The following is a 13,641-nucleotide window of genomic DNA, read 5'->3' as shown; positions in this document are numbered from 1 at the left end:
GCTCGACAGAGGCCGCCCGCCTTACCTTGGAGGGGATGATTGATGCGCACCGTTTCGAGCGATCGGCGACTGCTCGCTGGCATTAGTGATACCGCTATCAGTCTGGCTGCGCTGGCGACCGCGCTGGCGGTGACGCCGGCGGCGGCGCAGACCGCACCGGCCGCGCAGGATGCAGCGTCGGTCGCCACGCCAGCGCAGGCGCCCGACGACGATACGGCAACACCGGACCGCGAGATCATCGTCACCGGCACGCGCATCCGCACCAGCGGGTTCACCGCGCCGACCCCAACGACGGTAATCGGCGAGGATCAGATCGCCAAGAATGCGCAGCCCAATATCTTCAACACGATCGCGCAATTGCCCTCGCTGCAGGGGTCGACGGGCGCCGCCACCGGCACGTTCAGCACGTCGAGCGGCACGCAGGGGCTGAGCTCATTCTCGCTCCGCGGCCTGGGCGCGATCCGCACGCTGACTCTGCTCGACGGCCAGCGCGTGGTCGGCGCGAACGTCACCGGCGTGCCCGATATCAGCATGTTCCCGCAATTGCTGGTCAAGCGCGTCGACGTGGTGACCGGCGGTGCGTCCGCGTCATACGGCTCGGATGCAGTGGGCGGCGTGGTCAATTTCATCACCGATACGCGGTTCGAGGGCTTCAAGGGCAATGTGCAGGGCGGCATCACCAATTATGGCGATGATCAGCAGGCGCTGGTGCAGGCCGCGGTCGGCAAGTCGTTTTTCGATGATCGGCTGCATGTCATCGTCAGCGGCGAATATGATCATGAAGACGGCGTCGGGCCGGGCGATTTCGGCACCGATCTGGCGGGCGGGCGCGACTGGTATCGCGCCACCACCTTAATCAATACCGGGCAGACCAATAACGGCTCGCCGCAATTTCTGTATCGCGACTATGCGCAGCCGTATCAATATGCACTTTACGGACTGATCAATAACGGTCCGCTGCAGGGCATCGCGTTCGACCAGAATGGCGCACCGTACAATTTCAATTACGGATCGGGTGGGCAGCCAACCGGCACGGGCAGGGTAACCGGCTGTTTTCCCGCCGCCAGCTTCTGTGTGGGCGGCGATCTGAGCGGTGCGCCCGGCTCCGGCGCATCGCTGAAATCGTCGCTCGAGCGGATCAATGGGTTCGGGCGCATCGGGTTCGATTTCGCCGAGAATAACGAGCTCTATTTCACCGCCAATATCGCGCAGGTGAAGACCGCCAACCAGCCGAGCCCGGGCTATAACCGGCCCAATCTGACGGTGCAGTGCGCCAACCCCTATCTGCCGCAACTGGTGCGCGATCGTTGCGCCACCGCCGGCATCACGCAGTTCAATTTCGGCTCAAGCAACGGCAATTTTCCCGATCCCCACGTGCAGACCGATCGACGCCAATATCGCTTCGTCATCGGCGCGCAGGGGCAGTTCGAGGTCGGCGGATCGACCTGGGACTATGACGCATATTACGAGCGCGGCACGACGCTGTCCGATATCGACGTGGACGATATCGTGCTGCAGAACCGCTATGTCGCCGCGACCAATGCGATCACGCTGAACGGCGCGATCGTGTGCGCCGACGCCGCGGCGCGCGCCGCCGGTTGCCAGCCGATCAACATCTTTGGCGGCGCGGCACCCTCGGCGTCGGCGCTGGCCTATGTCACGCCGGAAAACGGGCCGTTTCAGCACACGAAGCTGAAGCAGGATGTCGCCAGCCTCAACTTCTCCGGTCAGCCGATCAGTTTATGGGCGGGGCCTTTGTCCGTGGCGTTTGGCGGCGAATATCGGCGCGAGTTTTACGAGGTGACAGGCGATCCCTATGGCGCCGGCGTGACCACGATCAGCCCGAACAGCGCCGATTATCCGGCCGATCCGGTGCTGAATTCCACGCTGGGCAGCAATTGGGCGGCGGGCAATTACAAGAATGGCAGCGGCAAATACGATGTGTACGAGGGCTTTCTCGAGCTCAACGTGCCGTTGTGGAAAAGCACCGCGGCAGGGCAAGCCAATCTGAACGTTGCGGGCCGAGGGACGCATTACAGCACGTCGGGCACGGTGTGGACCTGGAAGGTCGGCGGCACCTGGGAAACCCCGCTCGACGGCATCCGCTTGCGCGCGGTGACGTCGCGCGACGTGCGCGCGCCCAACCTGTCCGAACTGTTCGCTGCGCCGACCGTGACCACGTTGCCGAACTTCAACGATCCGTTCCGCAATGTCGGCGTGCAGGCGTTTCAGAATACGATCGGCAACCCCAATCTGCAGCCCGAAATCGCGCGCAACACCGAGATCGGCGCCGTGCTGTCGCGCCCCTCCTGGTTGCCGGGGCTGGGCCTGTCGTTCGACTACTACACGATCAAGCTGAGCGGCGTGATTTCGACTTTGTCGGCGGACCAGATCGTGCGCTTCTGCTTCGAGGGCAATCAGGCATTTTGCGGCGGCTTCGTGCTCAACAGCCCGACGCAGGGTGGCAATTTCATCAACGTCCAGCCGTTCAATCTCGCCTCGTGGAAGACCAGCGGGTTCGATATCGAGGCGAGCTATCAATGGCGCCGGCCGCTCGGGCTGCCGGGCCTTTTCACGATCCGTGCGCTCGGCACCCATGTCCGCGAGTTTCTGGTCGATGCCGGCATTGCCGGGGTGGACACGGTGGATCAGGCCGGGGCCAACAATGGCAACACGCCGAACTGGAAATGGCTGGCGACGCAGAGCTACGACAATGATGCATTCAGCCTGACGGTGCAGGAGCGCTGGTTCTCGGACGGCGTATTCGGCAATCAATATGTGGTGTGCACGACGGGATGCCCGGCCTCCACCGCCAACCGCCCGACGATCGATTACAACAAGATGAAGGGCGCCTTCTATGTCGACATCGCCGGATCGGTGAACATCAAGGAGGGCATCAGCCTGTTCGGCAAGGTCGATAACGTGTTCGATCACGATCCCGCGCCTTCGCCGCAAACAAATACCGGGCTCGACGTCAATCCGGCGCTGTACGACACGCTGGGGCGCATCTATCGTCTGGGCTTGCGCGCCAAGTTCTGAGAATCGCGCTGGTAAATCGGCAGGGGGATGATGATGGAGCGACTGAACCGACGCCATATACTGGCAGGAATCGGCGCGGGGCTGGCGGTGTCGGCTGCGGGCGCGGCGCGCGCACAGGCCGGTGGGCACAAGCTTGGCTATGCGATCGTCGGGCTGGGCAGTTACGCCACCAAGCAGATCATGCCGCGCTTCGTGGAATGCGAGCATTCGCAGCTCGTCGCGCTCGTGAGCGGCACGCCGGCCAAGCTGACGCGCTATGCCGCTGAATATAACATTCCGGCGGCAAACTGTTATTCCTACGCTGATTTCGATCGCATCCGCGACAATCCGGCGATCGACATCGTCTATATCGTGCTGCCCAACAGCATGCATGCCGAATACAGCATCCGCGCGGCGCGCGCGGGCAAACATGTGATGTGCGAAAAGCCGATGGCGGTCAGTGTGGCGGAATGCCAGGCGATGATCGCTGCCTCGCGCGGCGCCGGGCGCAAGCTGATGATCGGCTATCGCAGCCGGTTCGAGCCGTATAACAAATTGGCGATTCAACTGGCGCGTGGCGGGCATGTCGGCCCGACGCAGCTGATCACGGCGGAGCATGGCTTTAACGCGCAACCCAACCAGTGGCGGCTCGATCGCGCGCTGTCGGGGGGCGGATCGATGATGGATATCGGCATCTACAGCCTCAACGCCGCGCGCTATCTGACCGGCGAGGAACCGCTGACGGTCACCGCGGTCGAGACGACCGATCGCACCGACCCGCGCTTCCGCACGGTCGAGGACCGGATCGATTTCACGCTGAAATTCCCCTCCGGCGTGATCGCCAACTGCCTGTCGAGCTATAGTTCGGGGCATAACAGCTATCATGTCATCGGCACCGAGGGATATATCGATATGGAGCCGGCCACGTCGTATGAGGGCCATCGCATGACGATCCGCCGGGACGGCAAGACCGAGCCGCGCGTGTTGCCCAAGCCCGCCAAATCGCAATTTGCCGGGCAGCTCGATCACCTTTCCGAATGCGTGCTGGCGGATCGCCAGCCGATCGTGGCGGGGGAGGAGGGGCTGGCCGATCTGCGCGTGATCGAGGCGATCTATCAGTCGATGCGCGAGGGTCGCACCGTGCGGCTCGATCGGGCGTGAGCGTGATGCCATGGTCGCGTCGTCGCGTCGTTCAGGCGGCGATCGCTGCGCCGTTCGCGCTGCCCGCCGTGCTGCATGCGGCGCAACCGGGCCGCGGGGTACAGCGGCTCGATCCAGCGCTCGATGCGGTGGTGGACGTCTCCGCCGAGGTCGAGGTGCTGGGCACCGGCTATCGCTGGGCCGAGGGGCCGGTATGGGCGCGGCGGAAAAATTGTCTGCTGTTTTCCGACGTGCCGGGCAACACGATCTGGCGCTGGCGCGAGCGCCAGGGGCTCGACGTGTTCATGCGACCGTCCGGGTTGCAGGGAGTGGTGCCCGAGGCGTTTAACGAGGCTGGCGCGAACGGGCTGGCGATCGACGGCGCGGGCCGGCTCGTGATGGCCGATAGCGGCAATCGCGCGATCGCGCGGCTCGATCTGGCCACCAGGCGCAAGACGCTCCTGATCGATCGCTTCGAGGGCAAGCGGTTCAACAGCCCCAACACCGTGGTGGTGGCCAAGAGCGGCGCGATCTTCTTTACCGATCCGCCATACGGGCTGAAGGATCAGGATCATTCGCCGCTGCGCGAACTCGATTTCCAGGGGCTGTTCCGGCTGGATCCGGATGGCCGCGTGCATTTGCTGGATCGGTCGCATCGCCGGCCAAACGGGCTGGCGCTGTCGCCGGATCAACGGACGCTGTATCTCGCGCTGTCGGACGAGACGCGCCCGGAAATCCTGGCCTATCCGCTCGATCGACGCGGCAATATCAGCCCGGCGCGGCTGTTCTGCGACATGCGCGCGGCGCAGGCGGCGGGCGGATCGGGCTTGCCCGACGGGATGGTGGTCGATGCCGCGGGGCGGTTGTTCGCTACCGGGCCGGGCGGTGTGCATGTGCTGACGCCTGAAGGCAAACGGCTGGGCGTGATCTCGACCGGCAAGACGATCGCCAACTGCTGCTTTGGCGGCGCCGATGGGCGGACGTTGTTCATGACCTCGCACGACATGCTGGCGCGGGTGCGGATGCGCACGTCAGGGTGGGGTCGCGGCTGACGCCCGTTCGGGGCGGAGTTTATCAGGGACAGCGGCGGTTTTACGGCTAAGTGGGCGGACCTTGTTCCCCTGTCGAAGGTTCAGCCCGGCATGCGCCGCTTCCTCCTGCCGTTGATCGTCCTGATATTGCCACTGCGCGCCTTTGCGCAGGAAGCGCCAGCCGAGACGATCCCGGATATCGTCGTGATCGGCAGCGGCTTGCCCCTGCCACCGGGCACGCCGGCTTATGGCGCGTCGATCATCGATCGTGACCGGCTGACCAACGAGGCCTCCGATCGCGTCGAAAATGTGCTGAAGGACGTCGCGGGGTTCCAGCAATTCCGCCGCTCGGACAGCCGCTCGGCCAACCCCTCCGCGCAGGGCGTGACGCTGCGCGCGCTGGGTGGCAACGCCTCGAGCCGGGCGTTGGTGCTGCTCGATGGCGTGCCGCTGGCCGATCCGTTCTTCGGCTATATTCCGTTCAGCGCCCTCTCGGCCGATCGCTTGTCCGGCGTGCGGATCACGCGCGGCGGCGGCGCGGGGGCGTTCGGCGCGGGCGCGGTGGCGGGGACGGTCGAGCTGGTCAGCGCGACGCGGGCCGATCTGCCCACGTATTCGGGCAGCGGCTTTTATGGCAGCAACGATGCAATGAGCGTCGCCGGATCGGTCTCGCCCAATTTGGGGGGCGGCTATGTCACGCTCTCGGGCCGGTTCGAACGCGGCGATGGCTTCTACACCACGCCCGAGGACCAGCGCGTGCCCGCCACTGCGCGGGCGCGCTATCGGGACTGGTCGGGGGGCATACGCGCGGTCGCGCCGATCGATGCGGAGACCGAGCTGCAGTTTCGCGGGTTGGTGTATGGCGATCATCGCACGCTGCGCTTCCGTGGCGCCGACAGTTCATCGGCCGGGCAGGATGCCAGCATCCGCCTGATCCATCGCGGCGAGTGGAAAGTCGATGCTCTGGCCTATGTCCAGGCGCGCAATTTTAGCAACAAGGTGATCAGCTCGACCAATTTCCGCCTGACGCTCGACCAGCGCAATACGCCTTCAACCGGGATCGGCGGCAAGATCGAGATCCGCCCGCCGGTCGGGCCCGATCACGTGCTGCGTATCGGCGTCGACGCGCGGATCGGCGACGGCGAATTGTTCGAGGATGCCTATAATGCCACCACCGGGCTGGTAACCGCGCGGCGCAACGCCGGCGGGCATACCAGCACCACCGGACTGTTCATCGAGGACGACTGGACGATTGGCAGGCTCGTGCTGACCGGGGGGGTGCGCGGCGATCGCTGGACGATCAGCGATGGTTTTTACCGCGAAAACAACGCGGTAGGATCAGCGATCAGCGACTTGCGCTACGTCGATCGCGACGGGGCCGAGGCGACCGGGCGCGCTGGCGCGCTGTTCCAGGCGAGCGATTCACTGGCGCTGCGGACCGCGGCGTATACCGGCTTCCGCTTGCCGACGCTCAACGAACTGTATCGCCCGTTCGTGGTGTTTCCGGTGACGACGCAGGCCAATGCCGATCTCGGGCTGGAGAAGTTGCGCGGCCTGGAGGCGGGGATCGATCTTGCGCCGGTGCGTGGCGTCAAGATCGGGGTGACCGCGTTTTACAACCGGCTCGAGGGGGCGATCGCCAACGTCACGGTCGGGCCGAATCTGCGCCAGCGGCAAAATGTCGATGCGGTGGTCGCCAAAGGGATCGAGCTGACCGCGCAGGCCAATGTCGGCCAGGTGTTTTTCAACGGCTCTTACGCTTTCAGCGATTCTGCGGTGGACGATGCCGGGGCGCTGGACGGCTTCGCGCCATCGCAAAGCCCGCGTCATGCCGGCAGCGCCACCCTCGGCTGGGCGCCTGCCGCCAATTGGTCGCTCTCGGGCACGCTGCGCTATGTCGGCAAGCAGTTCGAGGATGATCTGGAGACGGACGTGTTGCACGATGCGCTGACCGTCGACGCGGTGGTCCGCGTTCCGGTGACGCGGCGGGTGTCGATCGTCGGGCGGGTCGAAAACGCCTTCGACGTTGATGTCGTGACGCGCAACCAGGGCGGGTCGATCGATCTCGGCACGCCGCAGACGCTGTGGATCGGCCTGCGGCTGAATTGAGCCCGCCGGCGGTGATCATCTTGCGGTAATTATCGGTTCGCGCTGGACTATTCAGCTCGAACGCAGGACAGCAGCGTGCCGAACACAGGATATGACGACGATGCGTTTCAGTAAGCCTTCCCTTCAGCCGCGACGTATCGCCATCATCGCGCGCGCGACGGCGCTCGGCGCCGTGCTTGCCGGCGTGCCGCTTGCCGCGCAGCAGGGGCAGCCGCCCGTCCCATTGAGCGTGCCGCAGACCGTGCCGACGCTCCCCGCACCGGCGCTGCCACGGACCGAGCTGAGCGAAAAGCAGGCGCGTCAGCTGGCACAATTGCTGGATCGCGATGCGGTGGCGCAGGGCTTGCGCGAGGATGCGACCCCGCGCGCCGCATCGATGGACCGCGAGGCTTTGGTCGGCGCAGCGCTCGATCATGCGCGCGCGGTGCATGCCGGGCGGCTGGCGCCGAGCGACTTCCAGCCCGAATGGGGCATCCGGCCGCAGCAATATGATCCGTTGCCGGGCTTTTCGGACGCGGTGCGGCGCGATCGGCTGGCAGCGTGGATCGCCGCGCTGCCGCCGCCTTATGCCGGATATGACACCTTGGTCGCCGGCCTTGCGCGCTACCGCGAGATTGCCGCAGCTGGTGGCTGGGCGACTTTGTCCGCCGGACCCGAACTCAAGCCGGGCGCGAGCGGCGCCGCGGTGGCCGCGCTGCGCAAGCGGCTGGCGGTAGAGGATAGCGAGTTTGACGCGAGCGGCGATCGCTATGACGCCGCGTTGATCGACGCCATGCGTCGCGCGCAGCGACGCTATGGGCTCAACCCGGTGGGCCTCGCCGGCGCGCAGACGATCGCCGCGCTCAACGTGCCGGTGCAGGACCGCGTCCGTCAGATCATGGCCAATATGGAGCGCTGGCGCTGGTTGCCGGCGGAGATCGAGCAGAACCGGGTGCAGGTGAATATCGCCGCCGCGGTGCTGACCGTGTTCCAGGGCGATTCCCCGGTCATGTCGATGAAGGCGGTGACCGGGCGGCCGGGCGATGAAACGCCGATGCTGGTGTCCAGGATTCACAGCGTGGTGCTCAATCCGCCCTGGAATGTGCCGACCTCGATCGCCATGCGCGAATTGTGGCCCAAGGAGAAGGCCAATCCCGGCTATCTCAAGCGCAACGGCTTTCGCGTGATCGACACCGGCGATGGCGGCAAGCGGCTGCAGCAATCGTCCGAACGCAGCGCGCTGGGCCGCTACAAGTTCGATTTCGACAATAATTTCTCCGTCTATCTGCACGATACGCCGGCGCAGGCGGGGTTTGCGCGGTTCGACCGACTGGCCAGCCACGGCTGCGTGCGGCTCGAAAAGCCCGCTGATCTCGCCAAACTGCTGCTCAAGACCACGCCGGAATGGCAGGAGGCGCAGATCGACACGACGGTGGCGGCGGGCAAGACGGTGCGCGCCAAAATGGCCGACCCGGTCGCGGTATATCTGCTATACTGGACGGCGTTCGCCAATCCCGCCGGACAGGTCAGCTTCCGTGCCGACCCGTATCGCTGGGACGGCACGCTGGCTGCGAAAATCGAAGCCCGCTCGGCGCGTCAGGCGCTGGCGGCGGTGAAAGGATGATCATGAAAAAGACCCGTCTTCTGCTTGCCACTGCCGGCGCCTTGCTCGCGCTGAGCGTCGGTGCCTGTTCGAACGGCGATTCCGACGCCGCCACGATCGAGAATAATGCCGCATTCGACGAGGTGGCACCGCTATCCGAACCCGAGCCCGCACCAGCTGCGCTGCCGACGCCCGAGGCGGAACAGACCACGGACGCCAATGCCAGCATGGATCTGCCGCCCGAGCCGATTACCCCGCCCGACGAGCAGATGCTCGACGACGCCTCGGCCACGGGCATGACCGCGCGCGCGACACGCGATGCGGAGGCTGTGGATAACAGCCAGAGCGGCGGGGAAGAGGAGCAGCGGTAATACGCCGCCGCTGATGTCACCCCAGCGAACGCTGGGGTCTCGTGGAGCTTCGGTCCCGCGCCTGCCGCTTGAGATCCCAGCTTTCGCTGGGATGCCGCTGATCAGTTCGCTATCCGCTCCCTACCGCCAGCCGCCGCCCATTGCCTGATACAGCGCGACATAGCTCGTCAGCCGATCGGTGCGCGTCTGGACCAGCGACAGCTCGGCGGTGAGCAGGCTGCGTTGCGCGTCGAGTTGCTCGATATAGCCGGAATAGCCGGCGCGGTAGCGGTTCGAGGCGTTTTGCAGCGCGCCGCGGGCTGCCTCGGTCTGGTTGGCGAGCTCTGTCGCCTGTTCGCCGGTGCGGCGCACGCCGGCCAGCGCATCATCCACCTCGCGAAAGGCGGTCAGCGCGGTGCGGCGATAGGCGAAAGCGGCCTGATCGCGGCGCGCGGTGGCGGCCTGCTCCTGCGCGCGCAGGCGACCGCCGTCGAAGATCGGCGCGAGGATGCTGGCGCCTAGCGAGAACACGCCCACCGGGTTGGCGAGTGCGGTCGACAGGACGATCCCGGCCGATCCGGTGAGCGACAGATGGGGCAGCATGGCCGCGCGCTGGCTGTCGAGCGAGCGATCGGCGGCGACCAATGTCTGCTCGGCCTGGAAAATGTCCGGGCGGCGCCGCAGCAGATCGCTGGGCAGGCCATCGAGGATTGGCGGGGGCGTCAGGCGATCGAGCGGCACGCCGCGGGGGATCGCGCCGGGCACGGTGCCCGTGAGCAAAGACAGCGCATTTTCCTGGCGGCTGATGGCCAGTTCGGCGGCAGGGACGAGCTGTGCAGTGGCGCTGTATTCCCCTTGCGCCTGGCGATATTCGAGCCGCGAGGAGTACCCCGTCTCGTAACGGCGGCGGGCGATGCGCAGAGCGTCGGCGCGCGCGGCAAGCGTCGCCTGCGCAATCGACAAGCGCTGATCGAGCGCGCGCAGCGTGATGTAGCCCGAGGCGGCGGTAGCGGCGGTGGCGAGGCGCACGGTATCGCGCGCCGCTTCGCTGGCGAGCAATTGTGCGCGCGCGGCGCGCGAGGCGACGCGCAGGCGACCGAACAGATCGAGATCGTAGCTCGCGCTGAGCGATGGTTGCGCGCCGATCGCACGGCTGGGCGTGCCCAGCGGGCTGACCGTCTGGCCCTGTGTCTCTGCGGCCACACCGCCAAGCTGCGGTAGCAATTGCGCGCGCGACAGGGCTTCGGTCGCGCGTGCTTCCTCGACGCGACCGGCGGCGATCTGGATATCGATATTGTTGGCCAGCGCGCGTTCCACCAAGGCGGTGAGCGCCGGATCACCGAAACTCCGCCACCAATCGGCGCGTATCGGGCCATCGGACGGTAGCGGAGTGCGCCAATCCGCCGGGGGCACGACAGCGGTGGTACCCGGCGCGTCAGTGCGTTTGCCGGGCAAGGTGCAGCCGGGTAAGGCGACCGCCAGCAGCAGCGCGGCGCGTTTCATCGGATGGCCGGCGACGTGGAGGAATCGACGCGCGCTTGCACCGACATGCCGGGGCGAAGGCGATCGGCCAGCTTCTGCCCCGGATCGATGCGGATGCGCACGGCAATGCGCTGCGGCACCTTGGTGAAATTGCCCGTCGCATTATCCGATTTAAGAACGGCGAATTCGCTGCCGGTGGCCGGCGAGATACGCTCGATCCGGCCCATGATGCGGGCATTGGCCAGCGCATCGACGGTGAAGCTGGCCGGCTGGCCGACCGCGATCCGCGCGGTCTGCGCTTCCTTGAAATTGGCGATCACCCACACATCGGCGGGAACGAGGAACATCAATTGCGAGCCGGCGGTGACATATTGCCCGGTGCGGACCCCGACTTCGCTCAGCCGCCCCCCCTCGGGCGCGCGCACCACGGTGTTGGCGAGATCGATCTGCGCGAGTTTGAGCGCGGCTTCGGCGCCCGACACGCCGGCCTGCTGCCCGCCACGCCCGACCTCGACGGTGCGGATATCCTGCCGGGCAATTTCCCGCGCCGCCCTGGCCTGGGCGACGCCGGCCTGCGCCTGGCGCAATGCAGCAAGCGTCTGATCGCGTTCGCGCAAGGAGACCGAGCCATCGGTGACGAGATCGTTGACGCGGTTCATATCGGCTTGCGCCCGCATCAGCTGCGCGGCGGCATTCTGCACCGCGGCATCCTGCGCCTGCAGGCTGGCGGCGCGGCTGGCGGCGGCCTGGCGGCTGTTGGCAAGCGTGGCCGCCTGACCGGACAACGCCGCCTGGGCCTGCTCGACGCGCTGCGCATAGATGCGGCGATCGATCTCGATCAGCGGCTGGCCCGGGGTGACGGCCTCGAAATCGCGCACCAGCACGCGCGTGACGTAGCCGGATACCTGCGGCGCGATCACCGTGACGCGGCCGCGGACATAGGCATTGTCGGTCGATTCATTGGCCGTGGCAAAAGGCCAGATGCGCCACGCGGAGAGGACGGCGAGCATTCCGGCCAGGCCAAGCAAGAGAATGATGACGATGCCGAGGCGCGAAACCTTGGGCGGCGACCAGCCCGAGCCGTCTGGTGCAGCAGGGGCGGCGGCCTCCTGCTCAGCAAGCTTTTCCTCGCTCATCGGCGTGGCAGAAACGGGGGAACGGGCATCGGTCATAAACGGGCCTCTCGCCGCGCGCGGCGCGTGCGACGTATCAAGATGAAGGCGAGATAGGTGAAGGTGAGCGCAGCCAGCAGCGCGACAAGCCGAAACACATCGTCATAGGCCAGCACGTTGGCTTCGCGGGTGGCGGTTTGCGACAGCAGCGCGCCGCCCTCCGCAGTGCGCAGCGCCGGATCGCCGATCACGCGCGCGACGCCGCCGGCGCCGGCCTGCAACCGCGCCTGGACTTGCGGGTCGGTCGGATTGATCGCCTGCACGATGGCGGCGCTGTTGGCCTTTTCGCGCACCACTTGATACGTGCCGAGCAGCGCTGATCCGGCCAGCCCGCCGATCGAATTGACGATGCCGAACAGCGCCAGGAAGCTGATGATGTGCCCGCTGCCTTGCTGCATCGCGCGGGTCAGCCCGAACAACAGGGCGGGGCCGACGAAGAAGGCACCGGAAAATGCGATCACGGCTTGCGTGGCATATAGTTCCGGCGCGCGCGTCAGGCTCGTCGAATGCGAATCGGCGTACGCCGCGATGGCGACGAGGCCGATCGCGAGCATCACCGAATGGGTCAGTTTCTCGACATTGATCGTCGCCGCGCTGGCCAGCACGCCGGCGACGGTAGCGGCGAAGATGATGAGGAAGAAGACGATCAGCTGATCATTATTCTGCCCCAAGACGGTGAGCAGCCCGATCGCGCCAAAGGTCTGTTCCGATAGGACGATGCGCGCCATGACCGTGACCACCGCAAAACGCAGGATGTCCGCGCTGGCCAGCCAGCGCGTGTTGAGTAGCGGATTGGTGCGGTCATGTTCGATCAGCAACGCGGCGGTGAGCATCGGGATGGCGACGAGCAAGGCCCAGCCGATCCACGCGCTTTCGGTCCACCAGACGATCCGGCCAAGCCCAAGCACCGCGCAGAACAGCGCCATCGAGATGGCAAACAGCGGGAAAGTGACAAAATCGAGCCGTTCGAACGCCTTTTGCCGGACGGTCGGCGGCAAGCGGAAGGCGAGCACCGCAGCAAGGCTGATCGTCGCCAGCCCGAGCTCGAACAGATAGACGGTGCGCCACTGGCTCATCGCGAGCAATTCGGGCGAGAACAACCGCGCCAGCGGGGTGGCGCAGGCCGGGATACCGATCCCGATCACCACGGCGCGCAAGCGCCAGGCGGGCTTGAACGATTGCATCAGATAATAGAGCGCCAGGCTAGTGAGCGGGGCGCCGGCCATCCCGCTGGCCGCGCGCACCAGCACCGCAGACCAGAAATCCTGCACAAACAGATGCGCGAAGGTCAGCAGCACATAGAGCAGGAGAAAGATGATCGCGAACGGGCGGAGCCCGAATTGCTGGCGGAATTTGATCAGCAGCAGATTGATGCTGACATTGGTCATCACATAGACGGTCGGCAGCCATGCGATCTGCGCGGGATCGAGCCCGAGCGCGCCGCCCAGAGACGTCGTGTTGGCCGAAATCAACGCGTTGCCCAGCCCGCCGGTCAGCCCGACCAGCACGCCGACCAGCGCATACGCGATCTTGCGGCGCTGAGGGTGCGCGGGGGAACCGGGCGACCCGGGCATGGCCGGCGCCTCGTGCGGGGCGAACGCCCACTCTTCCTCGCTGAAAAATTTGCGCACCCGCCCGGCGATTCCCATCGCGCCCCTCTATAACCCCAACTCGCTAACGTCATGTGCATACTAAGCCAAGAATATTTCATAACGATATCGCAATGATTATTCGTTGTTGACAATGCCTCGCAATAG

Annotated in this window: 9 protein-coding genes; 6 read left to right on the top strand and 3 right to left on the bottom strand. The window is 65.9% G+C overall.

Features of this window, described 5'->3' with window-relative positions; all coding sequences use genetic code 11:
* Positions 1-42 precede the first annotated feature (42 nt).
* From ABC969_RS00885 to ABC969_RS00860, 6 genes are all read left to right on the top strand, one after another.
* On the top strand, positions 43-3,039 hold the full coding sequence (locus tag ABC969_RS00885) for a TonB-dependent receptor plug domain-containing protein (RefSeq protein ID WP_345862351.1): 2,997 nt from the start codon (positions 43-45) through the stop codon (positions 3,037-3,039).
* Between the two features lie 33 nt (positions 3,040-3,072).
* The gene (locus ABC969_RS00880; protein ID WP_345862350.1) at positions 3,073-4,179 is read left to right on the top strand and encodes a Gfo/Idh/MocA family protein; all 1,107 of its coding nucleotides are present in this window, start codon (positions 3,073-3,075) and stop codon (positions 4,177-4,179) included.
* A 5-nt stretch (positions 4,180-4,184) separates the two neighbouring features.
* Entirely contained in the window at positions 4,185-5,210 is a 1,026-nt protein-coding gene (locus ABC969_RS00875) for an SMP-30/gluconolactonase/LRE family protein (protein ID WP_345863774.1), read from the top strand.
* 90 nt (positions 5,211-5,300) lie between these two features.
* Positions 5,301-7,298, top strand: a complete 1,998-nt coding sequence (locus ABC969_RS00870) for a TonB-dependent receptor (protein WP_345862349.1) — start codon at positions 5,301-5,303, stop codon at positions 7,296-7,298.
* A 100-nt stretch (positions 7,299-7,398) separates the two neighbouring features.
* A complete protein-coding gene (locus ABC969_RS00865) occupies positions 7,399-8,901 on the top strand; it encodes a L,D-transpeptidase family protein (protein WP_345862348.1) in 1,503 nt (500 codons plus the stop codon).
* A gap of 2 nt (positions 8,902-8,903) precedes the next feature.
* Positions 8,904-9,251 (top strand): hypothetical protein, encoded by a 348-nt coding sequence (locus ABC969_RS00860; RefSeq protein ID WP_345862347.1) that lies wholly within the window; start codon positions 8,904-8,906, stop codon positions 9,249-9,251.
* A gap of 120 nt (positions 9,252-9,371) precedes the next feature.
* On the opposite strand, the gene ABC969_RS00855 is transcribed toward ABC969_RS00860, so the two are convergent.
* Genes ABC969_RS00855 through ABC969_RS00845 form a run of 3 tightly spaced genes read right to left on the bottom strand, consistent with a single transcriptional unit; the run spans position 9,372 to position 13,533 of the window.
* Positions 9,372-10,733, bottom strand: coding sequence for an efflux transporter outer membrane subunit (locus ABC969_RS00855; protein WP_345862346.1), 1,362 nt, complete (start codon positions 10,731-10,733; stop codon positions 9,372-9,374).
* Positions 10,730-11,884, bottom strand: coding sequence for an HlyD family secretion protein (locus ABC969_RS00850; RefSeq protein WP_345862345.1), 1,155 nt, complete (start codon positions 11,882-11,884; stop codon positions 10,730-10,732). The genes ABC969_RS00855 and ABC969_RS00850 overlap by 4 nt, the downstream gene beginning before the upstream one ends.
* Positions 11,881-13,533 carry an MFS transporter gene (locus ABC969_RS00845; protein WP_345862344.1) on the bottom strand — a complete coding sequence of 551 codons (1,653 nt, stop codon included), beginning with the start codon at positions 13,531-13,533 and terminating at the stop codon, positions 11,881-11,883. The genes ABC969_RS00850 and ABC969_RS00845 overlap by 4 nt, the downstream gene beginning before the upstream one ends.
* Positions 13,534-13,641 lie beyond the last annotated feature (108 nt).

This window comes from Sphingomonas qilianensis (assembly GCF_039614825.1).
GTDB classification, from domain to species: domain Bacteria; phylum Pseudomonadota; class Alphaproteobacteria; order Sphingomonadales; family Sphingomonadaceae; genus Sphingomonas; species Sphingomonas qilianensis.
The sequence above is the reverse complement of the archived record's forward strand: the minus strand, read 5'-3'. Positions and strand labels throughout refer to the sequence as shown.